Raw genomic sequence first — 25,648 nt, forward strand, 5'->3', positions numbered from 1 at the left:
TCCACCCAGAGGTGATGCGGACACCGAGAGAGGGCAAAGGGCGGGCCGTGTTCCGGTATGCACCGGGGACACGGCCCGCCCTTCATCTGCTTCCCGCAGGCACAAGACTCCTGGAGGTCAGCTCTCGCCGTCGTCGGCCGCCTCGGCGAGCCCACGCTCCAGCACCTTTCCCTCGCCCGGGGCGAGGGAGCCGAGAATCCGCTCCAGATCCTCCATCGAGGCGAACTCGACGGTGATCTTTCCCTTCTTCTGGCCCAGGTCGACCTTCACCCGGGTCTCGAAGCGGTCGGAGAGCCGGGTCGCCAGGTCGGAGAGCGCGGGCGACAGCCGCCCACCGGCCCGGGGACCCTTCGGCTTCGGCGAGCTGGTGGGGCGCGACCCCATGAGCGTCACGATCTCCTCGACCGCGCGGACCGAGAGCCCCTCCGCCACGATGCGGTGGGCCAGCCGGTCCTGCTCCTCGGAGTCGTCCACCGACAGCAGGGCGCGGGCGTGACCGGCCGAGAGAACGCCTGCGGCCACCCGCCGCTGCACCGGCGGCGAGAGCCGCAGGAGCCGCAGCGTGTTGGAGACCTGGGGCCGGGACCGCCCGATCCGGTCGGCCAGCTGGTCATGGGTGCACTTGAAGTCCTTGAGCAGCTGGTCGTACGCGGCAGCCTCCTCCAGCGGGTTCAGCTGAGCCCGGTGCAGGTTCTCCAGCAGCGCGTCCAGGAGGAGCTTCTCGTCCTCCGTGTCCCGGACGATCGCCGGAATCCGCTCCAGCCCGGCTTCGCGGGAAGCCCGCAGACGGCGCTCACCCATGATGAGCTCGTAGCGGTCAGCCCCCAGCTTGCGGACGACGACCGGCTGGAGCAGGCCCACCTCCTTGATGGAGGTGACCAGCTCGGCCAGAGCGTCCTCGTCGAACACCTCACGGGGCTGGCGGGGGTTCGGCGTGATCGAACCGACGGGCAGCTCGGCGAAGTACGCGCCGGACGTCCCGGTCTCCTGCTCCGGCGCGGATGCCGGCTCCGGCACCACCGGGGAGGACGGGAGCCCGGTCACCTTCGCGGCCGCCACACCCCGCTCCGCCGTCAGCACCGGCCCGGCCGGACCGCCACCGGGGCCCGGCACCTGCTTCTCCTGGGGAGCGGCGGGGATCAGCGCACCGAGCCCACGCCCCAGCCCTCTACGTCGCTCACTCACTGAATGCCTCCGAAACGTTCTGCTGGCTGTTCTGCAGGCCCGGGTGGGCGTGCTGGGCCTCGTAGTGCACCCCGACGCCCCGCAGGGCGATCTCCCGGGCGGCTTCGAGGTAGGAGAGCGCGCCGCTGGACCCGGGGTCGTAGGTCAGCACGGTCTGCCCGTAACTCGGCGCCTCGGAGATACGCACGGACCGCGGGATGCTCGTCCGCAGCACTTCCTTGCCGAAGTGGGTGCGGACTTCCTCGGCGACCTGGGAGGCGAGCCTGGTCCTGCCGTCGTACATGGTCAACAGGATCGTCGAGACATGGAGTTCGGGGTTCAGGTGGCCCCGTACCAGGTCGACGTTGCGCAGCAGCTGGCCCAGGCCCTCCAGCGCGTAGTACTCGCACTGGATGGGGATCAGCACCTCCGCCCCGGCCACCATCGCGTTCACGGTGAGAAGGCCCAGGGAGGGAGGGCAGTCGATGAGGATGTAGTCCAGCGGCTGCTCGTACGCCTGGATGGCCCGCTGGAGGCGGCTCTCGCGCGCCACCAGCGACACCAGTTCGATCTCCGCACCGGCGAGATCGATTGTGGCGGGGGCGCAGAAGAGACCCTCGACGTCCGGGACGGGCTGGACCACTTCGGAGAGCGGGCGGCTCTCCACCAGGACGTCGTAGATCGAGGGGACCTCGGAGTGGTGGTCGATCCCCAGGGCCGTGGAGGCATTGCCCTGGGGATCGAGGTCGACCACCAGGACACGCGCGCCGTGCAGGGCCAGCGAGGCAGCGAGGTTGACCGTCGTGGTCGTCTTACCGACCCCGCCCTTCTGGTTGGCCACCACGATGACGCGGGTCCGGTCGGGGCGAGGCAGCCCCTCACCGGCGCGGCCGAGGGCCTCGACCGCCAGCTGGGCGGCACGACCGATGGGTGTGTCGTCCATCGGCGGCGGTGTTTCACGTGAAACACCGTCTCCCAGGGACTCGGTTCGGGGACCGGGGACCGGATCGGTCATCGGTCCCGCGATGTTGGCGTCGGACCGCAACGGTTCACTCTCCTCGACTTCAGGCTCGCAATGAGCAGAGCCTGCCATGCTTTCGGGGTCGTGAACCAGCGAGGCCCGCTGATCTGTGGATGAATCGGCGTGTGTGGACAACTCGGTAACCCGTACGGGTTTCCGGTCGCGCGGTGTGGCAGCCGCACGACCGCGGCCGATGATTCCCTGCAGCAGAGAGCGACGTTTCACGTGAAACACGATGCCCCTGCGGCGCAACTACCAGGCCACGACACTCCGCAGGGGGTACGAATGGCTAGATACCCGGCATTTCCCTGCTAGGCGACGGAGATTGTCCGCACCGGTCCCGGCCGGACCTCTCCCGGCCGGGACCGTCATGGCGCGGTCAGCGGCGTCGGCGGGTGCGCCCCACGCGCGCAGCCTTGGCCCTCTTTGCGGCGAACCTCACACCGCCCGGGCTCTCGCCCACCACCACACGCACCACCGTGGACAGCGGATCGACCACGCCCTCACCGACATGGAGCACCTCGGTCTCCACCACGCCGAGCTTGCTCAGAGCGGCCTTGGCGCCGTTGATCTCCTCCTCGGCCGTGTCGCCCTTCAGCGCGAGCATCTCCCCGTACGGACGCAGCAGGGGCACACCCCAGCCGGCCAGCCGGTCCAGCGGCGCCACGGCACGGGCGGTCACCACATGGACGGGCTGAAGCGTCCCGAGGACCTCCTCGGCCCTTCCGCGTACCACCGTCACATGGTCCAGGCCCAGCAGCTCGACGACCTCCTGGAGGAAGTTCGTCCGGCGGAGCAGCGGCTCCAGCAGAGTGATCTTGAGGTCGGGGCGGACCAGGGCCAGCGGGATTCCGGGCAGACCGGCGCCCGAGCCCACATCGCAGACCGTGACGCCTTCGGGCACCACCTCGGAGAGCACCGCGCAGTTCAGCAGGTGGCGCTCCCAGAGCCGCGGCACCTCGCGCGGTCCGATCAGACCGCGCTTCACCCCGGCATCGGCGAGAAGCTCCGCGTACCGGACAGCCTCCGGGAAGAGCGCTCCGAATACCGCCTGCGCCTCTTCAGGTGCCTGGGGAAGCTCTGCAGCATCCGTCACGGGGACCGTCCTTCCGTACCGCACTAGCGCACTGTGGGTGGCTGACTATCAGGCTGACAAAGATCGGCCCCGCCTGCGAACAGACGGGGCCGACAGTACAAGGATCCGGTCAGGCCGGGAGAACGACGACGAAGCGCTGCGGCTCCTCGCCCTCCGACTCGCTCCGGAGGCCGGCTGCGGCGATCGCGTCGTGCACGACCTTGCGCTCGAACGGCGTCATCGGGTCCAGCTTGACCGGCTGGCCCGAGCTCTTGACGTCGTTGGCGGCCTTGGCACCCAGCTCGGCAAGGATCTCCCGCTTCTTGGCCCGGAAACCGCCGATGTCCAGCATCAGACGGCTGCGGTCGCCGGTCTCCCGGTGGACCGCGAGCCGGGTCAGCTCCTGAAGCGCCTCCAGCACCTCACCGTCGCGGCCCACGAGCTTCTGCAGCTCACGCGGGGAGTCGCTGATGATCGATACCGCGGCCCTGTCCGCCTCGACGTCCATGTCGATATCGCCGTCGAGGTCGGCGATGTCGAGCAGGCCTTCGAGGTAGTCGGCTGCGATCTCCCCCTCCTGTTCCAGGCGGGTCAGAGTGTCGCTCCCCTCGGCGGCGGCCTTGGAGGTGGTGCCTTCCGTCACGGGTGGACTCCTTCTTACTTCTTGGACGGGTGCTTGGGCCGCTGCGGGCCCTTGCGCTGTCCGGACTTGGCTTGGCGTGAGGAGCCGGAGGCGGACTTGCCCGCCGACGTCGGCTTGTCGTCCTGCGATGCGTCCCGCTTCTCCAGCGAGGTCTTGGAGTCGGCCGCGGACTCGTCCTTGGCGCTGCTGGAGGCAGGGGTGTGGCCGGTCGTCTGGCGCTTCGCCTTGGTCTGGCGCTTGGGCTGCTGACGCTTGTGGGCCGAGCCCTCACCCTCGGGAAGGACCTCGCCCTTCTTGACGGTGCCGTCCTCCTGGGCCACGAGGCCCAGCTTGCTCAGCCCGGTGATGAACTTGCGCTCGATGTCGTTGCGGTCGGGGCCCTTGGCGACGATCGCCTTGACGGTCCTGCGCTGGGTCCGGCCACGGACCTGGCCGCTGGACTCCACCCGCTTGAGAACCCGCTGGAGGTAGGCGTCCTGCGCCTTGCTGCCCGGCGTCGGGTTCTGGTTGATCACGTACATCTGCTGACCCATGGTCCAGACGTTGGTGGTCAGCCAGTAGACGAGGACACCGACGGGGAAGTTGACACCCATCACGGCGAAGATGACCGGGAAGATGTACATCAGCATCTTCTGCTGCTGCATGTACGGGGTCTTCACCGTCAGGTCGACGTTCTTCGTCATCAGCTGGCGCTGGGTGAAGAACTGCGACGCGGACATCAGCACGATCATCAGCGCCGTGACAATGCGGACATCGGTCAGGGAGGCGTTGAGCGACTCGACCTTGGCGGCGCTGTCCATGAACTTGGCGGCCAGCGGGGCACCGAAGATGTGCGCCTCACGCGCGCTGTCGAGAAGCTGCTGGTCGATCGCGCCGATCTTCTTGCCCGAGGCGATGGACGACAGCACGTGGTACAGGGCGAAGAAGAACGGGGACTGCGCCAGGATGGGAAGACACGAGGAGAGCGGGTTGGTGCCCGTCTCCTTGTACAGCTTCATCATCTCTTCGGACTGACGCTGCTTGTCGTTCTTGTAGCGCTCCTGGATCGCCTTCATCTTCGGCTGGAGCACCTGCATGTTGCGGGTCGACTTGATCTGCTTCACGAAGAGCGGGATCAGGCAGATCCGGATCAGCACCACCAGGGACACGATGGACAGGCCCCAGGCCCACCCCGAGTCATCGCCGAAGATCGCTCCGTAGACCTTGTGGAACTGGACGATGATCCATGAGACGGGCGTGGTGATAAAGCTGAACAGACTGGCAATCGTGTCCACTAATCAGGCTCCTTGAGCATTGGGCGAGGTCTCTGTGGCCGGGCTCGGAGGTTCGGAGACCGACCCCCCGGACGGCACATCAGTGGCGGGCTCCCCGCCCTTGCCGCCGCGCAGACCGTTGCGCAGCAGCTGGTGCCACCGCGGACGCTTGCGTTGCGGGACATGGTCCACACCGCCGGGTGACCACGGATTGCACCGCAGGATGCGCCAGGCGGTCAGCGCTGTTCCCTTGATCGCACCGTGCCGGTCGATAGCCGTATATCCATAGTGGGAGCACGACGGGTAATAACGGCATACAGGCCCGAGGAGTGGGCTGATCGTCCACTGATACAGCTTGATGAGGGCAAGCAGCGGGTACTTCATCTCGCGCCCCCTCCCAGCAACCGCTGAAGGGCGGCATCCAGGTCTCGGGCCAGCTGTGCATGGTCGGCGTCGCCCGCACCGGGCAGCGCTCGTACGACAACAAGGCTACCGGGGGGCAGCTGTGCCAGCCGGTCGCGGACCAGGTGGCGAAGCCTCCGCTTCACCGCGGTGCGGACGACCGCACCTCCCACCGCTTTGCTGACAACGAAACCCGCACGCGGCGCGGGGAGAGTCTCCCCCGTCACGTGCGGGTCCGTTTCACCGCTGCGTAGATGGACGACGAGCAAGGGACGCCCGGCTCGGCGTCCTCGTCGTACCGCGGTCGCGAAGTCCTCGCGCCGCCTCAGCCGATTCTCGGTAGGCAGCACGGCATGGACCTGTGAGCGATCAGGCGGACAGGCTGCTGCGGCCCTTGGCACGGCGGTTGGCGAGGATCGCACGGCCGGCACGGGTACGCATGCGCAGACGGAAGCCGTGGGTCTTGGCGCGACGGCGGTTGTTCGGCTGGAAGGTGCGCTTGCTCACTCGGGGGCTCCAGAAATGATTCGTGTCTTGGCGGGACATCGCCTGGCTGTCACCGTGCGCCCACGAGGAACTCGCGTAAACGCCTTAGTGCACCGCTTCACAATCACAGGATCGTGATCTTTGCCCATCGGAGGCAGGCGGCAGCAGCCATCGACAACTCGACCTGGTCACGGTACGCGCGGCTACGCCATCCGGTCAAACCAGCTCCGCGCGGCCCCCCATTGTGCACAGGCTGTGGACAACAACTTGAACCGCGCGCCCCGGCCTGACTACCGTGGCTGAACTCCGGATTCTTTTCCTTCCCGACTGCCGGACCTCCCCCATCCCGACCCATCCCGTCCCGAGAACCACACATTCGTGGGACATGCGAGAGAGCGTGCCTTGTGGCTGACGTACCTGCCGATCTTGCCGCAGTGTGGCCACGAGTGCTGGAACAACTCCTCGGGGAGGGCCAGCAGGGCATCGAGCCGAAGGACAAGCAGTGGATCGAGCGCTGCCAGCCACTGGCACTCGTCGCCGACACCGCGCTGCTGGCCGTCCCCAACGAATGGGGCAAGCGCGTGCTGGAAGGTCGTCTCGCGCCGCTCATCAGCGAGACGCTGACCCGCGAGTGCGGCCGCCCCATCCGGATCGCGATCACCGTCGACGACTCCGCCGGTGAACCGCCCGCCCCGCCGGCACCCCCGATGCACCAGAGCCAGCAGAGCCACCGCTACCCGGGGCAGCAGCGCGAGGACGCGCACAACGACACGTACGACGGCTACGGCCACCGGCCCTCCGACGACGGCATGCCGACGGCCCGCCCGGCCTACCCCGACTACCAGCAGCAGCGCCCCGAGCCGGGCGCCTGGCCGCGTACCCAGGAGGACCTCTCCTGGCAGCAGCCGCAGCACGGGGGGTACCGGGACCGCGAGCAGCCCGCGTCCGACAGCTACCGCGAGGCCGAGCCGTACCGCGAGCAGCCCTCGGACGGCTACCGCGACCAGCCCGCCGAGCAGTGGCGCGAGCCCTACGGCACCGGCCGCCCGCAGCAGCCGCAGCACGACTACCGGCCGCAGCCGCCCGAGCGCCAGGGGTACGAGCAGCAGCGCGACCCGCACGACCAGCAGCACCGCCCCGGCGGTCCGGGCCCCGGTCCCGGGCGCACCGGCGGTTCGGTCCCCGGTCCGATGGGCGCCCAGCCGGCGCCCGCGCCGGGCCCCGGTGAGCCGCACGCCCGGCTGAACCCGAAGTACCTCTTCGACACCTTCGTCATCGGCGCCTCCAACCGGTTCGCCCACGCCGCGGCCGTCGCGGTGGCCGAGGCACCGGCGAAGGCGTACAACCCCCTCTTCATCTACGGGGAGTCGGGGCTCGGCAAGACCCATCTGCTGCACGCCATCGGGCACTACGCGCGCAGCCTCTACCCGGGCACCCGGGTGCGGTACGTCAGCTCGGAGGAGTTCACCAACGAGTTCATCAACTCGATCCGCGACGGCAAGGGCGACACCTTCCGCAAGCGGTACCGCGATGTCGACATCCTGCTCGTCGACGACATCCAGTTCCTGGCGAGCAAGGAGTCGACGCAGGAGGAGTTCTTCCACACCTTCAATACGCTGCACAACGCGAACAAACAGATCGTGCTCTCCTCGGACCGGCCGCCCAAGCAGCTGGTGACGCTGGAGGACCGGCTGCGCAACCGCTTCGAGTGGGGCCTGACCACCGATGTCCAGCCGCCCGAGCTGGAGACCCGGATCGCCATCCTCCGTAAGAAGGCGGTCCAGGAGCAGCTGAACGCGCCGCCGGAGGTGCTGGAGTTCATCGCCTCGCGGATCTCGCGCAACATCCGTGAGCTGGAGGGCGCCCTGATCCGGGTGACCGCCTTCGCCTCGCTCAACCGGCAGCCGGTGGACCTCGGGCTGACCGAGATCGTGCTCAAGGACCTGATCCCGGGCGGCGAGGAGTCGGCCCCGGAGATCACGGCTCCGGCCATCATGGCGGCCACCGCGGACTACTTCGGCCTCACCGTGGAGGATCTCTGCGGATCCTCGCGCAGCCGGGTCCTGGTGACGGCCCGCCAGATCGCCATGTACCTCTGCCGGGAACTCACGGATCTCTCGCTGCCGAAGATCGGCGCGCAGTTCGGCGGACGCGACCATACGACGGTGATGCACGCGGACCGGAAGATCCGGGCGCTGATGGCGGAGCGCCGCTCCATCTACAACCAGGTCACCGAACTCACCAACCGCATCAAGAACGGCTGACACCGGCCCGCGGCACGGCTCGGCAGCCGCCGCGCGCCTCGCCGGCCCTCCGTGCGCTCGAAGGGCGCCTCGCAACGGCCTCCACGGTCCGCGCGAGGCGCCCTTCGCCGTTCCGCAAGCCAGCCCCGGAGCCTCCCGGGGCCTTGTAGGACCTTTCCCGGACCCTTCCCGGGTCTTCCCGAGGGCGCCGGGGCTCTCCCGGGCCCTCTCCGACGCGTGCGCCGAGCCCTTCCGCGGCGCTTCCGGGCCCCTCCGGGAGTCCCCGGGAGGTTCCCGGCGCCCTCGCACCGCCCCCCGTCCGGACCGGCGCTGTTCGAATAGGGCCTGCTCAGGGGCCCTTCTCCACAGATGTGTGAACTTTTTTCCGTCCACAACCTGGGGACCGGGAAGTTGTCCATATTGCGTCCACAGGCCAGGGAGCAAATACTCCATCAGGCCAGGTCACGTGGTTGGGGACTTGTGGTCAACCTTGATCCACAGCCTGTGGACAGAATCCTCGTCCACAGGGGGCTCTCCCGGTTGTCCACCGGCAGCCCACAGGCTGGATGATGTTGTCCCCAGCTTCACCGGGCTTCTCCACACCTGTGTCCACTGTTCGGCAACGCAACATCCGCTCTCACCGCCCGGAGTGAAAGGCGTCACACCAAGCTGCCTGATTGGGCTGTGGGGAACGTGGGTAAAGCTGGGGACAGGCCTGGGGAGAAGCAGACCCCTCCTGTGCATCAGGTGTGCACAACTTCCGCCTGTCCACAGAAGCACCCGGTTGTCCACTGCTGCCGCCCACAGGGCCGGTGGACAAAAAACCGGTGCTGACCTGCGCAAACACCGTTATCCACGGTTTCCACAAGGCCTACTACTACTACCACTCAGAGTTAGCCAGGAATCCGCTTCGAAGTGGGGCCTGTGTACAACTCGAGGGGCGGCCGCTTCACCTCGTTCGGCTCGACTTGACCCCGAGCAGCAACGACTGTCGGTGCTGTGCGTCAGACTGGTCCCCGGAGCCCACCCCGCCGTCGGCAGGAGGCTCCGGTCCAGACGACGAAGGCCAGCAGGGCGAGCGAGCAACAGCAGGAGGCGGTTCCGGTGAAGATCCGGGTGGAGCGCGATGTACTCGCGGAGGCGGTGGCCTGGGTGGCCCGCAGCCTCCCGGCCCGTCCGCCGGCGCCCGTTCTCGCGGGCCTTCTGCTGAAGGCCGAGGACGGCGCTCTCTCCTTCTCCAGCTTCGACTACGAGGTCTCGGCCAAGGTCTCCGTGGACGCGGAGGTCGACGAGGACGGCACGGTGCTCGTCTCCGGCCGGCTGCTCGCCGACATCTGCCGCGCCCTCCCCAACCGCCCGGTGGAGATCTCCACCGACGGCGTCCGGGCCACGGTCGTCTGCGGCTCCTCGCGCTTCACCCTCCACACACTGCCTGTGGAGGAGTACCCGGCGCTGCCGCAGATGCCGACCGCCACGGGAACCGTCCCCGGTGAGGTCTTCGCCTCGGCCGCCGCCCAGGTCGCCATCGCCGCGGGCCGCGACGACACGCTGCCGGTGCTCACCGGTGTGCGCATCGAGATCGAGGGCGACACCGTCACCCTCGCCTCCACCGACCGCTACCGCTTCGCGGTCCGCGAGTTCCTCTGGAAGCCGGAGGACCCGGAGGCGTCCGCGGTCGCCCTGGTGCCCGCCAAGACGCTCCTGGACACCGCCAAGGCGCTCACCAGCGGTGACACGGTCACCCTGGCGCTCTCCGGCTCCGGTGCCGGTGAAGGGCTGATCGGTTTCGAGGGCGCGGGGCGCACGACCACCACCCGGCTGCTCGAGGGCGACCTGCCGAAGTACCGCACGCTCTTCCCCACCGAGTTCAACTCGGTCGCGGTCATCGAGACGGCCCCCTTCGTCGAGGCCGTCAAGCGTGTGGCCCTGGTCGCCGAGCGCAACACCCCCGTCCGGCTCAGCTTCGAGCAGGGCGTGCTCATCCTGGAGGCCGGTTCCAGCGACGACGCACAGGCTGTGGAGCGCGTCGACGCGGTGCTGGAGGGCGACGACATCTCGATCGCCTTCAACCCGACGTTCCTGCTGGACGGGCTGAGCGCGATCGACTCCCCGGTCGCCCAGCTCTCCTTCACCACGTCGACCAAGCCCGCCCTGCTGAGCGGGCGCCCGGCCGTGGACGCCGAGGCGGACGACGCGTACAAGTACCTGATCATGCCGGTGCGTCTCTCCGGCTGATCGGACGCTTTCCGGTGGGCCCGTCCGTCACGGAGCGGGCCCACCGCGCTGTCCAGGCCGTGCTCCGGCCCGTCGGGCGTAGGCTCGGACCCGGGCGGGCAACGCCCCGACGCTATCGCCACGACGCTTAAGGAAATCTCTGATGGAGCTCGGTCTCGTCGGCCTCGGCAAGATGGGCGGCAACATGCGCGAGCGCATCCGCCGCGCAGGCCACACCGTCATCGGTTACGACCGCAACCCGGATGTCTCCGATGTCCACAGCCTCGAAGAGCTTGTGGGCAAGCTGAAGGGCCCGCGGGTCGTCTGGGTCATGGTCCCGGCCGGTGCGGCGACCCAGTCCACCATCGACGAGCTGGCCGAGCTGCTCTCGCCCGGCGACGTCGTCGTCGACGGCGGGAACTCGCGCTGGACCGACGACGAGAAGCACGCCGTCGAGCTGGGTCTCAAGGAGATCGGTTTCGTCGACTGCGGCGTCTCCGGCGGTGTCTGGGGCCTGGAGAACGGCTACGCCCTGATGTACGGCGGCAGCGAGGAGAACGTGGCGAAGGTCCAGCCGATCTTCGACGCGCTCAAGCCCGAGGGCGACTTCGGCTCCGTCCACGCGGGCAAGGTCGGCGCCGGCCACTTCGCGAAGATGGTCCACAACGGCATCGAGTACGCCATGATGCAGGCCTACGCCGAGGGCTGGGAGCTGCTGGAGAAGGTCGACTCCGTCACCGACGTACGTGAGGTCTTCCGCTCCTGGCAGGAGGGCACGGTCATCCGTTCCTGGCTGCTCGACCTCGCGGTCAACGCCCTGGACGACGACGAGCACCTGGACAAGCTCAAGGGGTACGCCGCCGACTCGGGCGAGGGCCGCTGGACGGTGGAGGCCGCCATCGACAACGCGGTGCCGCTGCCCGCGATCACGGCGTCCCTGTTCGCCCGGTTCGCCTCGCGCCAGGACGACTCCCCGCAGATGAAGATGATCGCCGCGCTGCGCAACCAGTTCGGCGGCCACGCGGTCGAGTCCAAGCCCGAGAACTGATCGGTCCGCCGGCCGCGCGCCGGCACACAACAACCTGCGAAACACTGTCGGGAGAGGTCGGCCACCATGCACGTCACGCATCTCTCGCTGGCCGACTTCCGCTCGTACGCCCGGGTCGAGGTGCCTCTCGACCCGGGCGTCACCGCGTTCGTGGGGCCCAACGGGCAGGGCAAGACCAATCTCGTCGAGGCGATCGGCTATCTCGCCACCCTCGGCAGCCACCGGGTCTCCTCGGACGCCCCCCTGGTGCGGATGGGCGCCGAGCGGGCCGTGATCCGGGCGGCGGTGACCCAGGGCGAGCGCTCCCAGCTGATCGAGCTGGAGCTGAACCCCGGCCGCGCCAACCGGGCCCGTATCAACAGGTCCTCGCAGGTCAGACCGCGTGACGTGCTCGGCATCGTCCGGACGGTGCTCTTCGCCCCGGAGGACCTGGCCCTGGTCAAGGGCGACCCCGGGGAGCGGCGGCGGTTCCTGGACGAGCTGGTCACCGCGCGCTCGCCCCGGATGGCAGGGGTCCGCTCCGACTACGAGCGGGTGCTCAAGCAGCGCAACACCCTGCTGAAGTCCGCCGCGATGGCCCGTCGCCACGGCGGCCGCTCCATGGACCTGTCCACCCTCGACGTCTGGGACCAGCACCTGGGCCGGGCCGGCGCCGAGCTGCTCGCGCAGCGCTTGGACCTGATCGCCACGCTCCAGCCGCTGGCCGACAAGGCGTACGGGGACGTGGCACCGGGCGGAGGACCGGTGACGCTGGAGTACCGCAGCTCGGTGGGCGAGGACGTGGCGGCGGGCCGCACCCGCGAGGAGTTGTACGAGCAGTTGATCGCGGCGCTCGCCGGGGTCCGGAAGCAGGAGATCGAGCGCGGGGTGACGCTGGTCGGCCCGCACCGGGACGACCTGGTGCTGAGCCTGCGCGGGATGCCCGCGAAGGGGTACGCGAGCCACGGCGAGTCCTGGAGCTACGCGCTGGCGCTGCGCCTGGCCAGCTACGAACTGCTCCGCGCCGAGGGCAATGAGCCGGTGCTCGTCCTGGACGACGTCTTCGCCGAGCTGGACGCCCGCCGCCGGGAGCGGCTGGCGGAGCTGGTGGCCCCGGGCGAGCAGGTGCTCGTGACGGCTGCGGTGGCGGAGGACGTGCCGGGTGCGCTGGCGGGTGCGCGGTACGCGGTGTCGGCGGGCGAGGTGGAGCGGGCATGACCGGCCGGGGCGAGGAGCCGGGACGCCCGGGAGCCTCCGGCGCGCACGGCGCCCCGGGGGCGCATGGTGTTTCCGGTGGCGCGGGTCGCAGGCCCCGTACCGATGACGGCGGCGCTTCCGGTGGTACGGGGCCCGAGGCCCGTACCACCGGCGCCTCCGGCGGCGCTTCCGCCAGTACGTCGACGACCGGCAGTGCCGCCAAGCCGCCCGAGCCGTCCGGGGTGGATCTCGCCCGGGTCGCGCTGCGGGCGGCGAAGGAGCAGGCCAGGGCGCGGGGGGCGGCGGCCCAGCAGCGCAAGCAGGCCCGGCGGGGCGGCGGGCTGCGCTCCGGGGCCCGCTCGGACGGGCGCGATCCGCAGCCGCTGGGCTCCGCGATCAACCGGCTGATCACCGAGCGCGGCTGGGAGACCCCGGCGGTGGTGGGCGGTGTGATGGGGCGGTGGCCGCAGATCGTGGGCGAGGATCTGGCCAACCACTGCGTGCCGCTGCGCTACGACGAGGACCCGGCCGCGCGGGTGCTCACTGTGAGCTGCGACTCCACGGCCTGGGCGACGCAGCTGCGGCTGCTGGCCCCGCAGCTGGTGGCCCGGCTCAACGCGGATCTGGGTCAGGGCACCGTACGGATGATCAAGGTGGTCGGCCCGGGAGGCGGGGAGCGCCGCTTCGGGCCGCTGCGGGCGCCCGGCAGCAAGGGGCCCGGCGACACCTACGGGTGAGGCCTTCCGCGCCTTCCGTTCGCTGATCGAACAGCCGCAGCACAACCCTGAGCTGCACTTTTGACTGAATCTTGTCGTGTCCCTGATCTGCGAGAGTGCTGTTCGGAGGGTGCTTCGGTGCTGCTTCGAGGTGCCGGGAGCCGCCGGTTCGCCAGGGTTTGTTCCGGCGGAAACCGGGTGGTACGGACGGAGCGTCCCTCACCGTAGCGGGAGGTTGACAGTCAGAAGCGCTCCATGCCCGTCAGGGCCTCTTGGGGCCCCTCCCTGAATATGGGGAGTCGTCAACCGCTGATTCAGAGCGGCACATGCGCACTCAGGTACCGGCAAACCCCCATTCATGTCAGTGCTACCGGTAGACTGGTGGGTAATCCCGCCGATGAGGCGGGAGTCGTCGATACAAGCCGAACGACGCAGCCGACCCCGCCTGTCCGGAGGACGGCCTGTGCTGTGCCAGAAAGGGCGCTTCGTGGCCGATTCCGGCAACCCCAACGAGAACATCCCGTCCACAGCCGGTGAGAACGGCGAGGTCACCGCCTCGTACGACGCCAGCGCGATCACCGTGCTGGAGGGGCTGGACGCGGTCCGCAAGCGACCCGGCATGTACATCGGCTCGACCGGTGAGCGCGGCCTGCACCACCTCGTGCAGGAGGTCGTCGACAACTCGGTCGACGAGGCGATGGCCGGCCACGCGGACACGATCGACGTCACGATCCTGGCCGACGGCGGCGTGCGCGTCATCGACAACGGCCGTGGCATCCCGGTCGACATCGTGCCGTCCGAAGGCAAGCCGGCCGTCGAGGTCGTCCTCACCGTGCTGCACGCGGGCGGCAAGTTCGGAGGCGGCGGCTACGCGGTCTCCGGCGGTCTTCACGGCGTCGGCGTCTCCGTCGTCAACGCCCTGTCCACCCGGGTCGCGGTCGAGGTCAAGCGCGACGGATACCGCTGGACCCAGGACTACAAGCTCGGTGTCCCGACCGCCCCGCTGGCCAAGCAGGAGGCCACGGACGAGACCGGTACGACGGTCACCTTCTGGGCCGACGGGGACATCTTCGAGACCACCGAGTACAGCTTCGAGACCCTCTCGCGCCGCTTCCAGGAGATGGCGTTCCTCAACAAGGGCCTCACCCTCAAGCTCACCGACGAGCGCGAGTCGGCCAAGGCCACGGCGGGCGCCGACAGCGCCGAGGCCACCGAGGTCCCCGAGGAGGAGACGACCCGGTCCGTCACGTACCACTACGAGAACGGCATCGTCGACTTCGTCAAGTACCTCAACTCCCGCAAGGGCGACGTCATTCACCAGTCGGTGATCGACATCGAGGCCGAGGACAAGGACCGCCTCCTCTCGGCCGAGATCGCCATGCAGTGGAACACGCAGTACACCGAAGGGGTCTACTCCTTCGCCAACGCGATCCACACGCACGAGGGCGGTACGCACGAGGAGGGCTTCCGCGCCGCGCTGACCTCCCTGGTCAACCGGTACGCGCGCGACAAGAAGCTGCTGCGCGAGAAGGACGACAACCTCACCGGCGAGGACGTCCGCGAGGGTCTGACCGCGATCATCTCGGTGAAGCTGGGCGAGCCGCAGTTCGAGGGCCAGACCAAGACCAAGCTGGGCAACACGGAGGCCAAGACCTTCGTGCAGAAGGTCGTGCACGAGCAGCTGACGGACTGGTTCGACCGCAATCCCAACGAGGCGGCCGACATCATCCGCAAGGGCATCGCCGCCTCGACCGCCAGGGTGGCGGCCCGCAAGGCGCGCGACCTGACGCGGCGCAAGGGGCTCCTGGAGAGCGCCTCGCTGCCCGGCAAGCTCAGTGACTGCCAGTCGAACGACCCCACCAAGTGCGAGATCTTCATCGTCGAGGGTGACTCCGCAGGCGGCTCGGCCAAGTCCGGCCGCAACCCGATGTACCAGGCGATCCTGCCCATCCGCGGCAAGATCCTGAACGTCGAGAAGGCGCGGATCGACAAGATCCTCCAGAACACCGAGGTCCAGGCGCTGATCTCGGCCTTCGGCACCGGGGTCCACGAGGACTTCGACATCGAGAAGCTCCGCTATCACAAGATCATTCTCATGGCGGACGCCGACGTCGACGGCCAGCACATCAACACCCTGCTGCTGACCTTCCTCTTCCGCTTCATGAAGCCGCTGGTCGAGGCCGGGCACGTCTACCTCTCGCGCCCGCCGCTCTACAAGATCAAGTGGGGCCGGGACGACTTCGAGTACGCGTACTCGGACCGGGAGCGCGACGCGCTCGTGGCGCTCGGCAAGCAGAACGGCAAGCGGATCAAGGAAGACTCGATCCAGCGCTTCAAGGGCCTCGGCGAGATGAACGCCGAGGAGCTGCGCGTCACCACCATGGACGTCGACCACCGGGTGCTCGGCCAGGTCACGCTGGACGACGCGGCCCAGGCCGACGACCTGTTCTCGGTGCTCATGGGCGAGGACGTCGAGGCGCGGCGCTCGTTCATCCAGCGCAACGCCAAGGACGTCCGCTTCCTCGACATCTGAGTCGGCCGTACCAGCCAGCCGCAGCTCGAAAGGACTTTGACCAGCAATGGCCGACGAGAACACCCCCGTGACACCCGAACCCGCGACACCCGAGGCGGAGGACACCGTCCCCGGCGTCGGGATGCGTGTCGAGCCCGTCCAGCTCGAGACGGAGATGCAGCGCTCCTACCTCGACTACGCGATGTCCGTCATCGTCTCGCGTGCGCTCCCCGACGTACGGGACGGCCTCAAGCCCGTCCACCGCCGGGTGCTGTACGCGATGTACGACGGCGGGTACCGCCCCGAGAAGGGCTTCTACAAGTGCGCCCGCGTCGTCGGTGACGTCATGGGTACGTACCACCCGCACGGCGACTCCTCCATCTACGACGCCCTGGTGCGCCTCGCGCAGCACTGGTCGATGCGGATGCCGCTGGTGGACTCCAACGGCAACTTCGGTTCCCCGGGCAACGACCCGGCCGCCGCCATGCGGTACACCGAGTGCAAGATGATGCCGCTGTCCATGGAGATGGTCCGGGACATCGACGAGGAGACCGTCGACTTCCAGGACAACTACGACGGCCGCAACCAGGAGCCGACGGTCCTCCCGGCCCGCTTCCCGAACCTGCTGGTCAACGGTTCCGCCGGGATCGCGGTCGGCATGGCGACCAACATCCCGCCGCACAACCTGCGCGAGGTCGCCGCCGGTGCCCAGTGGTACCTGGAGCACCCCGAGGCCTCGCACGAGGAGCTGCTGGACGCGCTGATCGAGCGCATCAAGGGCCCCGACTTCCCCACCGGCGCGCTGGTGGTGGGCCGCAAGGGCATCGAGGAGGCGTACCGCACCGGGCGCGGCTCGATCACCATGCGCGCCGTCGTCGCGGTCGAGGAGATCCAGGGCCGCCAGTGCCTGGTCGTCACGGAGCTTCCGTACCAGACCAACCCCGACAACCTCGCGCAGAAGATCGCCGACCTGGTGAAGGACGGCAAGGTCGGCGGCATCGCGGACGTCCGCGACGAGACCTCCTCCCGTACGGGACAGCGCCTGGTCGTCGTCCTCAAGCGGGACGCGGTCGCCAAGGTCGTCCTGAACAACCTGTACAAGCACACCGACCTCCAGACGAACTTCGGCGCCAACATGCTGGCGCTGGTCGACGGGGTGCCGCGCACGCTCTCGATCGACGCGTTCATCCGCCACTGGGTGACGCACCAGATCGAGGTCATCGTCCGGCGGACCAGGTTCCGGCTGCGCAAGGCCGAGGAGCGGGCGCACATCCTGCGCGGCCTGCTGAAGGCCCTGGACGCCATCGACGAGGTCATCGCCCTCATCCGCCGCTCCAACACCGTGGAGATCGCGCGTGAGGGCCTGATGAGCCTGCTGGAGATCGACGAGCTCCAGGCCAACGCGATCCTGGAGATGCAGCTGCGCCGGCTGGCCGCGCTGGAGCACCAGAAGATCACCGCCGAGCACGACGAGCTCCAGGCGAAGATCAACGAGTACAACGAGATCCTGGCCTCGCCCGCCAGGCAGCGCGGGATCGTCAGCGAGGAGCTGGCCGCGATCGTCGAGAAGTTCGGCGACGACCGGCGCACCAAGCTGGTGCCCTTCGAAGGCGACATGTCCATCGAGGACCTGATCGCCGAGGAGGACATCGTCGTCACGATCTCCCGCAGCGGCTATGTGAAGCGTACGAAGACGGACGACTACCGCTCGCAGAAGCGCGGCGGCAAGGGCGTGCGCGGGACGAAGCTCAAGGAAGACGACATCGTCGACCACTTCTTCGTCTCCACCACCCACCACTGGCTGCTGTTCTTCACGAACAAGGGCCGGGTCTACCGGGCGAAGGCGTACGAGCTTCCCGACGCCGGCCGGGACGCGCGCGGCCAGCACGTCGCCAACCTGCTGGCCTTCCAGCCGGACGAGAAGATCGCCCAGATCCTCGCGATCCGCGACTACGAGGCCGTGCCGTACCTGATCCTGGCGACGAAGGGCGGTCTCGTGAAGAAGACCGCGCTCAAGGACTACGACTCGCCGCGCTCGGGCGGTGTCATCGCGATCAACCTGCGCGAGACGGCGGACGGCGGCGACGACGAGCTGATCGGTGCCGAGCTGGTGTCGGCTGAGGACGATCTGCTGCTCATCAGCAAGAAGGCGCAGTCGATCAGGTTCACCGCGACGGACGACGCGCTCCGTCCGATGGGCCGTGCCACCTCGGGCGTCAAGGGCATGAGTTTCCGCGAGGGAGACGAACTGCTCTCGATGAATGTCGTCCGGCCCGGTACGTTCGTCTTCACCGCTACCGACGGCGGGTACGCCAAGCGCACCCCCGTCGACGAGTACCGCGTCCAGGGCCGCGGCGGCCTCGGCATCAAGGCTGCCAAGATCGTCGAGGACCGGGGCTCGCTCGTCGGTGCGCTGGTGGTCGAGGAGACGGACGAGATCCTCGCCATCACGCTCGGCGGTGGTGTGATTCGTACGCGAGTCAATGAAGTCAGGGAGACGGGCCGTGACACCATGGGCGTCCAACTGATCAATCTGGGCAAGCGGGATGCCGTCGTCGGCATCGCGCGCAATGCCGAGGCCGGTCGTGAGGCGGAAGAGGTCGACGGGACCGATGACGCCGAGGGCGAGACGGCCGAGGCCCACGCCACGAGCGTGGTAGAGGGCACTGTCGAGGGCACGGAGTCCTCGACCGGGGAGCACGAGGAGTAAGAGTGAGTGGAGCCACGGGCGCCGGTTCGGCCGCTTCCGGAGCAGGAGCGAACGGTGCCCGTGGCCCTGCCACGGACTCCCAAGGGGGCACTGTGACGGACACACGAGGGCCTCAGCCCCAGTACGAGGGTTACGCGACCGGGCCGCTGCCCGGCGAGCGTGAGCCCGCACCGGGGCCGTCGGGGCCGTACCACCCGCCCCAGGCGTACCAGGCGCCCGGCGGCGGCACCCAGGGCGGCCAGCGCCCCGGACCGGGCGGCGGGGGCACCCTGGGCGGCGCGCAGGCGACGCGCAAGCCGCGCACGGGGGCGCGCACCACTCCGCGTACGCGCAAGGCCCGGCTGCGGGTGGCCAAGGCCGACCCGTGGTCGGTGATGAAGGTCAGCTTCCTGCTCTCCATCGCGCTGGGCATCTGCACGGTGGTGGCGGCGGCGATCCTGTGGATGGTCATGGACGCGATGGGCGTCTTCTCCACCGTGGGCGGCACCATCAGCGAGGCCACCGGCTCCAACGAGAGCAACGGCTTCGATCTGCAGTCGTTCCTTTCGCTGCCGCGGGTGCTCATCTTCACCTCGGTCATCGCCGTGATCGACGTGGTCCTGGCCACCGCGCTGGCCACGCTGGGAGCCTTCATCTACAACCTGTCGGCGGGCTTCGTGGGCGGCGTCGAGCTGACGCTGGCGGAGGACGAGTAGTCCGGCGGGTATCGATTTTGGGACTGGCCCCGACGTGCGCTAATCTTCAGAAGTCAGCGCAGAGCAGCACAGCGCGGCGGGGCTATAGCTCAGTTGGTTAGAGCGCATCCCTGATAAGGATGAGGCCACAGGTTCAAATCCTGTTAGCCCCACAGTGCACAGCAGTTACCGAGAGGCCCTTCCCGCACGGGAAGGGCCTCTCGGCGTGACGGGGAAGGTGCGGTGTGGGCAGGGAAATTTCCGTACCGCGGCTGCGACTGGGCGGGGTCGTGGCGCGGGGAGCGGTGTACGGGGCGGGGGCGGCGGTCTGTCTGACCGTCACCGCCCTCGTCCTGCGGGATGACGCCCGGACCGACCTGCTGGAGGCGGTCGCCTTCCTGGGTCTCGTGGCCGGCGCGGTCTCTCTGCTGACCGGGCTGTTCTTCTGGGCGTGCTGTGTGGGGGAGGTGCTGCGGTGGCGGGACCTCTTCCGTACGACCGGCCCCTCCGAGGTGATCGCCGTCCTCGCGCCCTGCCTGGTCCGCGTCGGCGTCCTCCTGCTGGTGCCCGTGCCGGTCGCCGCCTTCCTGGGGCGGTTCGCCGGGTAGGACGCCGGGCACACGGAAAGGCCCCCGGCCGGTGTGAACCGGACCAGGGGCCCCGGAGTGCGGTGGGCGCCGGGAGGATCAGGGAGGTGGCACCGGGGAGTCGCCTTCCGGGGCGGTGTGGTGCGGGGCCGTGGTGCGGACGGTGGTCGCCGGGTCGGCCGACAGGTGGCGGGTGGCCGGGGAGGAGCCGTGGGCCTCGGCCCGGATGCGCTGCTTCATCGTGGGCGGCAGGGCCCGGTCACGCGGAAGGGTCCATCGCACCGAGGGGGCGAGTGGGGTTGCCGCCGTGGCACCCGTGTGCTCCTGGGTCGTGGTGCTCGGCTGCGCCGGGGCGTTCGTGGCGTTCGCGGCGTTCGCCGTGGCGGTGGCGAGGCCCAGCGAGGCCAGCAGGGCGAAGAAGGCGGTGATGAAGGCGGTCCAGATGCTCTTGGGCGTGAAGGTGCTCATGGCCCCTCGCTTTCGGGTGGTCCGGTTGCTGACTTCTCCGATCATGTGGATCCGCGCCGGGATTCCGGGGAGCGACGCCCGCGCTGCGCCGATTTTCGGATTAACACCACTCGTATGGTGCAACCGGGCCTGACAGGCCGTCCGGAACGTGCCAGGAGGGTCGGCAGGGGTCCGCCGGAGGGCCGGGAACGGGCTGCTTTCGGGTTCCAGGCAGGTCACCGATCGGTATCGGCCGGTGTGTATAGTCGGCGGCAGAAGGCCCCTATTCCAAGGAAAGACGAGGTCGCGCGGTGAAGAAGCTTCTCCTGGTCGCACTGGCTGCCATCGGCGGGCTCCTCGTGTACCGCCAGATCCAGGCGGATCGCGCCGAGCAGGACCTGTGGACGGAGGCGACCGACTCCGTGCCCGCAGGTTCGGGTGTGTGAGACGACAGACTCTGTTACGGGCCCCGGTCGCTGAAGCGGCCGGGGCTTCGTGCTGTCCGGGTTCTTCTTCATGCAGTGCTCGCGCGGGGATGCGTTGTTGCGCGACCGTGACGGCGTCCGCCTTGAGTTCGCCTGAGCAAATCAGTAGCTTGCTGGAGCAAATGGACGGGGTTGCTCCTCGGCGGTCACGGCCGGTACCCGGACAAGCGGGGCAATCCGGTTCCGGCCGGAGACAGCAGCGGTGCGGGCGGGGCAGGATGGACCGGCATTGCGGCCATGGCGACGACGAGGGGAACCGCGTGAAGAGGCAGCGCAACAGGGGGCGGGCGATGCTGGCGGCGTTCGCCGCGGTGTGCGCGGTGGTGGCGCTGCCGAGGCAGGCGTACGCGGCCGGGCCGCCGGCGTACGCCTTCGATCCCGACGCCAAGCGGGTGCAGGGCGCGGAACGCAACGCCGAGGCGTCCGTCCTCCAGCCGGGGGCGGTGTACCGCAGCTCGATCGAGCCGGGCCAGAAGCTCTACTACCGGGTGAAGCTCGACAGCGCCACCGACTCCTATGTCTCGGCCGTCGCCGTGCCCAAGAGCGACGGCTCGGTGGCGTACGGGGACGGGATCACGGTCAGCATCCGGGACCTCAACGACTCCCGGTGCAGCTCCAACCGGAACACCTTCGGCTCGGGCGAGACCCCCCGGCCGATCGCCGCGTACGCCTACCGCACCATGGGCAAGGGGACGAGCACCACCTGCCGGGAAGCCGGTACCTACGATGTCCTCGTCGAGCGCGAGAGCAAGGACGAATCCAGCCCCGAAGCCTGGGACCTGGAGCTGCGTTTCGTGCAGGAGCCCGGGCTGCGCGGCGGCGGGCCCACGGAGACGTCCGCGCCGAAGGACTGGCCCTCCGCCACACCCGCCCCGCCGGACGCCGAGGCGCAGAAGCGTACGGGCGGCACCAGTTACTACGACGCCACCAGCCTGGAGACCGGCGAGTGGGTCGACGCCATCGCCCCGGGCCAGACCCGCTTCTACCGGGTGCCGGTGGACTGGGGGCAGCAGATCTACGCCTCCGCCGCACTCAGCAACTCCCCGGGCGACAGCAGCGAGTTCATCGGCAGCGCGCTCACCCTCTCGCTCGACAACCCGGCCCAGGGCCACGTCGTGGACACGTCCCTCTCGTACTCCGGCAAGTCCGCGACCACGGCGCTGAAGCCGCTGCCGCCGGTGGAGTACCGCAACCGGTATGACTTCAGTTCCCAGGTCGGCGCGATGCGGTTCGCGGGCTGGTACTACCTGTCGGTGACGCTGAGCCCGAAGGTCGCCGAGAGCTACGGCAAGGACCCGATCGCGCTGACGATGACGGTCCAGGTGAAGAACGAGGCCGGTGCGTCGCCGTACGAGGGCGACCCCGGGATCTTCGCCGTGACCGAGAAGGACAAGGAGCTGGCCCAGAGCGGCGACAGCGCTCCCAAGGCCGCGAAGAGCGCCACGATGCAGGTGGTCGCGGCAGGGGCGCTCGGGACGGGCGCCGTGTTGGTGCTCGGCCTCGGCGGCTGGACGCTGCTGGCCCGCCGCCGGGCGGCCGCAGCGGCGGCGGGTGGACCCGGGGCACCCGGTGGGCCGGTTCCGGGGCACCAGCAGCCGCCTTACGGAGGGCCGCCGCAGCAGGGCTGGTGACGGGCCCGCCCCGACACTCCCGCTGCACCCGCCTACATCTGGGTCAGCGCCCAGATGCCGACCGCGAAGCAGATCAGCGCCACGACCAGCACCGGGACCGCCACCTTCGGGGGCGGTCCCGGCCGCGTCTGCCGTGCCTGCCGCGCGGGGGCGGGCGAGGGGGCGGGCGCGGGGGTGTGCGCGTGCGCCGCGAGGGGGTGGTGCTGCTGGGCCGTGTAGGGCCGGGTGGCCGACGCGTCCTGGGGTACGCCGGAGGTCGGTGCCTGGGCGAGATCCTGGGCTCCGACGGCGTACGGGTTCGGGGGCGCCGCCGGCGTGGGTGCGGGCTGGTGGAACGGGGGCTGGTGCTGCGGCGGGGCCGGTGCGGGCGCCGGTGTGCGGGGCTGGAGTTGCTGGGGCGGGGGTGCCAGGTGGAAGCTGCCGGTCTCGGACATGGAGACGGGCGGCGGCGCCGGTACGGACGGCTCCTGGGCGGGCGGTCGGGGCGTCGACGCTGACGGCTCCTGAGGCGCCTGAGGCGTCGTCAGGGGCGGTTGGGGCTCCTGGGGTGCCTGGGGCGTATCGACGGGCCTCGCGGGCGCCTCGGGGCCGTCGGGGCCGAACCCCGGGGGCAGCGGGCCGATCTGGTCGAACACCTCCACCGGCTCGTCGTCCGGCCCCGGTTCGGGCAGCATCTCGACCGCCGCGTTCAGCGCCTTGCGCGCCCCCGTCGCCGTACGGAACCGGGCCTGCGGGTCCGGCTGGAGCAGCCCGGCGAGCACCTGCCAGAGCGGCTCGGGGATGCCTTCGGGGGCGCTCGGGGTGCCGTGGGCGGCGAAGTGCTCCACCAGCGCCTGGGAGTCGGGCTTGCGGCCCTGGAGGAGGTAGAGGGCGACCATGCCGACCGCGAAGAGGTCCGCGGGGAAGTCGGGTTCGGCGCCCATCATCTGCTCGGGGGCGAAGTAACCGGGTGTGCCGACCACGTAGTTGGTCTCGGTCAGCCGGGGCTCGCCCTTGCGCATCGAGATGCCGAAGTCGGAGAGGCGCAGATGCGGGCGGCCTGAACCGGTCGCCTCCATCAGGATGTTGGCCGGCTTGATGTCCCGGTGGACCACCCCCTCGGCGTGCACCGTGGAGAGGCCGGAGAGCAGCTGGTCCAGGAGCAGACAGACGAAGCGCGGGGGCAACGGCCCGTAGTCGCCTATGACATGGGCGAGCGAACCGCCGCTCACCAGGTCCATGGTGAACAGGACCTTGTCGTCGTCGGCGGCCCAGCTGGCCGGGGCCAGGACGTGCGGGTGCTCGATGCGCAGCGCCTGCTCGCGGACGAAGCGCAGCAGCGTGTGCGCGTCGCTCTGCTGCAGGACCTTGGCCGCGACGTACCTGCGGCGCCGGTGGTCCCAGGCCCGCCAGACGGCGCCGACCCCACCACGCCCGATCGGATCGATCAGTTCGTACCGACCGGCGAAGACCTCACCCATTGCGCTGTGCCCGCTTTCCGTCCCTGTTGTCGCCGCGGCTCCCGGGGGACCAGGGGCCCCGGCGGTGTGCGAGGCCCTTGTTCCGTCGTCGTGCTCGTCGTGCTCGTCGTTCTTGTGGTGCTTGTCGTGCAGTTGTGCCGTCGTGCTGTGTGGTGCCGTCGTGCTCTCGTCCGCCCCGAGCCGCTAGCTCTGGTGTCCCTCGTAGTGCGCGACCGCGTCCGCGGTGCGGCCCGCCCCGTACACCCGGAGGAACTCTGCCAGCTCCGGGTGGGTCGGGGCGAGGGAGTCGGCGGCATCGATGATGTCGCCGGCCGCCGCGACCGACCGCAGCAGGGACTGGATCTCGCGCACCACGCGGCGGACGGTGGGAGCGCCCCCGGTCGTGGTGGTCTGACCGGTGCCGGTCAGGACGGACCCGCCCTGCGATTTCTTGATCTCCTCCATGCGGTCGGTGGCCTCCCCCGCGCTGACGCTGCCGTCCGCGACCTGGCCGGACAGCTCCTGGAGTGCCTGGACGCGCTGGACGACCGCAGGGTTCCCGATCTTGGCCCGCTGGCCGCTCATCAGCTGGGAGAGCATCGGGGCGGAGAGCCCGAGAACCGCGGCGAGCCGTGCCTGGTTGAGGCCCAGGTCGTCGATCAGCCGACGGAAGAGCGCCCCCAGCGGCTCCCCGTACCAACTGCGCTGAAGCTCTCTGGCTCTTGCCGTCGCTTCCTGCTGCGCTGCGTCCATTGCGTCTCCCCTTCGCTGCGGCTTCGCTGCTGCGAACCTCGTCGAGCATCTTACGGAGCGTGGTCGCCCACGGGGAGTCCCTATCCTTTTGCAAGATAGGGGGGAGCACCCGGTACTCTGTTCTGCGACGGTGGCAGTGGCCCGGATGTGTTCGCTTCTGTCGTCGTTTCCGCTGTTCCCGGGGCCTTAGCTCAGTTGGTAGAGCGCTGCCTTTGCAAGGCAGATGTCAGGAGTTCGAATCTCCTAGGCTCCACAGGTGAAGTGCCCTCCGACCTTGGAAAACAAGGTCCTGGAGGGCATTTTTCATGCCCACGCCTGTGCCCATGCCGATGCCTGTGCCCGTGGATGAGGTCAGGGCCGCCCCGGAGCCGATTCGCCGGTGAGAACGGGCCTCAGCCGGAGGGTGCCGGGGCCGGTACGTCGTCCATGCCCACGCACTTCGTGTACGGCTTCACGGGCTCGACCAGCGCGGACAGGCCGACCAGGACGTCGTCCACGGCGGTGATCTCCTCGGTGACGGCCACCTCCACGGCCGGGTCGCGGCCGTAGGTGACGACGACCTTGCCGCCGTCCTCGGAGCGGTCCTCGCGGAAGACCCAGTCCACGCCGTCGACGGTCGCGCACGGGTCGATGGTCGGCTCGGGCAGCTCGACGCCGCAGCGCAGCACGATCGCGTTCTCGCCCCAGACGGCGACCCCGGGGCGGTCGGTGAAGGTCAGCTTCTGTCCGCCGAGGCGGTCCGGGTAGCCGGCGGCGAACCGCTTGCAGGCCGCGTCCCCTGCGTGCGGGGCGGAGGTGACGCCTTCGCCGGGGGAGTCCGCGCCGCACGACACCAGGGCACCGGCGGTCAGGGCGACGGCCGCCACCGCGACGGCGGCCTTCCGCGCGCGGGGGACTCGCACCACAGCAGGGACCTTTCGTGGGGAGGAGCCCGTACGTTCGACTCCTCCGGTCCTCCGGAAGCTACAC

23 protein-coding genes and 2 tRNA genes are annotated in these 25,648 nt (G+C 69.5%); 13 read left to right on the plus strand and 12 right to left on the minus strand.

Annotated elements, in window-relative coordinates:
- Nucleotides 1–117 precede the first annotated feature (117 nt).
- The 8 genes from DJ476_RS17070 to rpmH form a co-directional block, all read right to left on the minus strand.
- A complete protein-coding gene (locus DJ476_RS17070; protein ID WP_079167219.1) occupies nucleotides 118–1,185 on the minus strand; it encodes a ParB/RepB/Spo0J family partition protein in 1,068 nt (355 codons plus the stop codon).
- Entirely contained in the window at nucleotides 1,178–2,257 is a 1,080-nt protein-coding gene (locus tag DJ476_RS17075; protein WP_078562472.1) for a ParA family protein, read from the minus strand. Before DJ476_RS17075 ends, DJ476_RS17070 begins: the two co-directional genes overlap by 8 nt.
- 307 nt (nucleotides 2,258–2,564) lie before the next feature.
- Nucleotides 2,565–3,281, minus strand: a complete 717-nt coding sequence (gene rsmG, locus DJ476_RS17080) for a 16S rRNA (guanine(527)-N(7))-methyltransferase RsmG (protein ID WP_028415812.1) — start codon at nucleotides 3,279–3,281, stop codon at nucleotides 2,565–2,567.
- A gap of 109 nt (nucleotides 3,282–3,390) precedes the next feature.
- Nucleotides 3,391–3,903 carry a Jag family protein gene (locus tag DJ476_RS17085; protein ID WP_028415813.1) on the minus strand — a complete coding sequence of 171 codons (513 nt, stop codon included), beginning with the start codon at nucleotides 3,901–3,903 and terminating at the stop codon, nucleotides 3,391–3,393.
- Nucleotides 3,904–3,917: 14 nt separating this feature from the next.
- Nucleotides 3,918–5,177: a membrane protein insertase YidC gene (gene yidC, locus DJ476_RS17090; RefSeq protein WP_070200769.1), complete on the minus strand. Its 1,260-nt coding sequence runs from the start codon at nucleotides 5,175–5,177 to the stop codon at nucleotides 3,918–3,920.
- A 3-nt stretch (nucleotides 5,178–5,180) separates the two neighbouring features.
- A complete protein-coding gene (yidD, locus tag DJ476_RS17095; RefSeq protein WP_078562473.1) occupies nucleotides 5,181–5,540 on the minus strand; it encodes a membrane protein insertion efficiency factor YidD in 360 nt (119 codons plus the stop codon).
- Complete coding sequence (gene rnpA, locus DJ476_RS17100) at nucleotides 5,537–5,908, minus strand: ribonuclease P protein component (RefSeq protein WP_079167220.1); 372 nt, start codon at nucleotides 5,906–5,908, stop codon at nucleotides 5,537–5,539. Before rnpA ends, yidD begins: the two co-directional genes overlap by 4 nt.
- 19 nt (nucleotides 5,909–5,927) lie before the next feature.
- Entirely contained in the window at nucleotides 5,928–6,065 is a 138-nt protein-coding gene (gene rpmH / locus DJ476_RS17105) for a 50S ribosomal protein L34 (protein ID WP_018489831.1), read from the minus strand.
- A gap of 383 nt (nucleotides 6,066–6,448) precedes the next feature.
- On the opposite strand from rpmH, the gene dnaA reads away from it, so the two are divergent.
- The 10 genes from dnaA (at nucleotide 6,449) to DJ476_RS17160 (ending at nucleotide 19,945) form a co-directional block, all read left to right on the plus strand.
- A complete protein-coding gene (gene dnaA / locus DJ476_RS17110; protein ID WP_112490957.1) occupies nucleotides 6,449–8,308 on the plus strand; it encodes a chromosomal replication initiator protein DnaA in 1,860 nt (619 codons plus the stop codon).
- Nucleotides 8,309–9,391: 1,083 nt separating this feature from the next.
- On the plus strand, nucleotides 9,392–10,522 hold the full coding sequence (dnaN, locus tag DJ476_RS17120; protein WP_015609839.1) for a DNA polymerase III subunit beta: 1,131 nt from the start codon (nucleotides 9,392–9,394) through the stop codon (nucleotides 10,520–10,522).
- Between the two features lie 142 nt (nucleotides 10,523–10,664).
- Nucleotides 10,665–11,549, plus strand: a complete 885-nt coding sequence (gnd, locus tag DJ476_RS17125; RefSeq protein ID WP_103418444.1) for a phosphogluconate dehydrogenase (NAD(+)-dependent, decarboxylating) — start codon at nucleotides 10,665–10,667, stop codon at nucleotides 11,547–11,549.
- A 66-nt stretch (nucleotides 11,550–11,615) separates the two neighbouring features.
- The gene (gene recF / locus DJ476_RS17130; protein ID WP_103418443.1) at nucleotides 11,616–12,746 is read left to right on the plus strand and encodes a DNA replication/repair protein RecF; all 1,131 of its coding nucleotides are present in this window, start codon (nucleotides 11,616–11,618) and stop codon (nucleotides 12,744–12,746) included.
- A gap of 221 nt (nucleotides 12,747–12,967) precedes the next feature.
- Nucleotides 12,968–13,462: a DUF721 domain-containing protein gene (locus DJ476_RS17135; RefSeq protein WP_053562889.1), complete on the plus strand. Its 495-nt coding sequence runs from the start codon at nucleotides 12,968–12,970 to the stop codon at nucleotides 13,460–13,462.
- A gap of 442 nt (nucleotides 13,463–13,904) precedes the next feature.
- Nucleotides 13,905–15,974 (plus strand): DNA topoisomerase (ATP-hydrolyzing) subunit B, encoded by a 2,070-nt coding sequence (gene gyrB, locus DJ476_RS17140; RefSeq protein WP_103418442.1) that lies wholly within the window; start codon nucleotides 13,905–13,907, stop codon nucleotides 15,972–15,974.
- Between the two features lie 46 nt (nucleotides 15,975–16,020).
- Nucleotides 16,021–18,663, plus strand: a complete 2,643-nt coding sequence (gene gyrA, locus DJ476_RS17145; protein ID WP_103418441.1) for a DNA gyrase subunit A — start codon at nucleotides 16,021–16,023, stop codon at nucleotides 18,661–18,663.
- Nucleotides 18,664–18,755: 92 nt separating this feature from the next.
- Nucleotides 18,756–19,358, plus strand: a complete 603-nt coding sequence (locus tag DJ476_RS17150; RefSeq protein ID WP_018489824.1) for a DUF3566 domain-containing protein — start codon at nucleotides 18,756–18,758, stop codon at nucleotides 19,356–19,358.
- 78 nt (nucleotides 19,359–19,436) lie between these two features.
- Nucleotides 19,437–19,510, plus strand: a tRNA-Ile gene (locus tag DJ476_RS17155).
- A 72-nt stretch (nucleotides 19,511–19,582) separates the two neighbouring features.
- A complete protein-coding gene (locus DJ476_RS17160) occupies nucleotides 19,583–19,945 on the plus strand; it encodes a DUF6336 family protein (RefSeq protein WP_318294721.1) in 363 nt (120 codons plus the stop codon).
- 78 nt (nucleotides 19,946–20,023) lie between these two features.
- On the opposite strand, the gene DJ476_RS17165 is transcribed toward DJ476_RS17160, so the two are convergent.
- Nucleotides 20,024–20,392: a DUF6344 domain-containing protein gene (locus DJ476_RS17165; RefSeq protein ID WP_103418439.1), complete on the minus strand. Its 369-nt coding sequence runs from the start codon at nucleotides 20,390–20,392 to the stop codon at nucleotides 20,024–20,026.
- 290 nt (nucleotides 20,393–20,682) lie between these two features.
- Here DJ476_RS17165 and DJ476_RS34555 point away from each other — a divergent pair, with 290 nt between their 5' ends.
- Nucleotides 20,683–20,817, plus strand: coding sequence for a DLW-39 family protein (locus tag DJ476_RS34555; protein WP_003958712.1), 135 nt, complete (start codon nucleotides 20,683–20,685; stop codon nucleotides 20,815–20,817).
- A gap of 329 nt (nucleotides 20,818–21,146) precedes the next feature.
- Complete coding sequence (locus DJ476_RS17175; RefSeq protein ID WP_208853581.1) at nucleotides 21,147–22,487, plus strand: hypothetical protein; 1,341 nt, start codon at nucleotides 21,147–21,149, stop codon at nucleotides 22,485–22,487.
- Nucleotides 22,488–22,519: 32 nt separating this feature from the next.
- Here the strand turns inward: DJ476_RS17175 and DJ476_RS17180 are convergent, their stop codons facing one another.
- Together DJ476_RS17180 and DJ476_RS17185 are read right to left on the minus strand one after the other, a co-directional pair.
- Nucleotides 22,520–23,947, minus strand: a complete 1,428-nt coding sequence (locus tag DJ476_RS17180) for a serine/threonine protein kinase (RefSeq protein ID WP_112490959.1) — start codon at nucleotides 23,945–23,947, stop codon at nucleotides 22,520–22,522.
- 183 nt (nucleotides 23,948–24,130) lie between these two features.
- Entirely contained in the window at nucleotides 24,131–24,679 is a 549-nt protein-coding gene (locus tag DJ476_RS17185) for a helix-turn-helix domain-containing protein (RefSeq protein WP_018489819.1), read from the minus strand.
- Nucleotides 24,680–24,859: 180 nt separating this feature from the next.
- On the opposite strand from DJ476_RS17185, the gene DJ476_RS17190 reads away from it, so the two are divergent.
- A tRNA-Ala gene (locus tag DJ476_RS17190) sits at nucleotides 24,860–24,932 on the plus strand.
- Nucleotides 24,933–25,071: 139 nt separating this feature from the next.
- Here DJ476_RS17190 and DJ476_RS17195 read toward each other — a convergent pair.
- Entirely contained in the window at nucleotides 25,072–25,584 is a 513-nt protein-coding gene (locus tag DJ476_RS17195; RefSeq protein ID WP_112490960.1) for a DUF3515 family protein, read from the minus strand.
- Nucleotides 25,585–25,648 lie beyond the last annotated feature (64 nt).

Origin of the sequence: Streptomyces bacillaris (genome assembly GCF_003268675.1) — a bacterium.
In the GTDB taxonomy this organism is placed as follows: Bacteria; Actinomycetota; Actinomycetes; order Streptomycetales; family Streptomycetaceae; genus Streptomyces; species Streptomyces bacillaris.

Coding starts and splice junctions, on each gene's coding strand:
- DJ476_RS17075 (WP_078562472.1), bottom strand. CDS start 2,257: ATGGCAGGCTCTGCTCATTGCGAGCCTGAAGTCGAGGAGAGTGAACCG.
- gnd (WP_103418444.1), top strand. CDS start 10,665: ATGGAGCTCGGTCTCGTCGGCCTCGGCAAGATGGGCGGCAACATGCGC.
- DJ476_RS17175 (WP_208853581.1), top strand. CDS start 21,147: ATGCTGGCGGCGTTCGCCGCGGTGTGCGCGGTGGTGGCGCTGCCGAGG.
- DJ476_RS17185 (WP_018489819.1), bottom strand. CDS start 24,679: ATGGACGCAGCGCAGCAGGAAGCGACGGCAAGAGCCAGAGAGCTTCAG.
- recF (WP_103418443.1), top strand. CDS start 11,616: ATGCACGTCACGCATCTCTCGCTGGCCGACTTCCGCTCGTACGCCCGG.
- DJ476_RS17165 (WP_103418439.1), bottom strand. CDS start 20,392: ATGAGCACCTTCACGCCCAAGAGCATCTGGACCGCCTTCATCACCGCC.
- DJ476_RS17180 (WP_112490959.1), bottom strand. CDS start 23,947: ATGGGTGAGGTCTTCGCCGGTCGGTACGAACTGATCGATCCGATCGGG.
- yidD (WP_078562473.1), bottom strand. CDS start 5,540: ATGAAGTACCCGCTGCTTGCCCTCATCAAGCTGTATCAGTGGACGATC.
- gyrA (WP_103418441.1), top strand. CDS start 16,021: ATGGCCGACGAGAACACCCCCGTGACACCCGAACCCGCGACACCCGAG.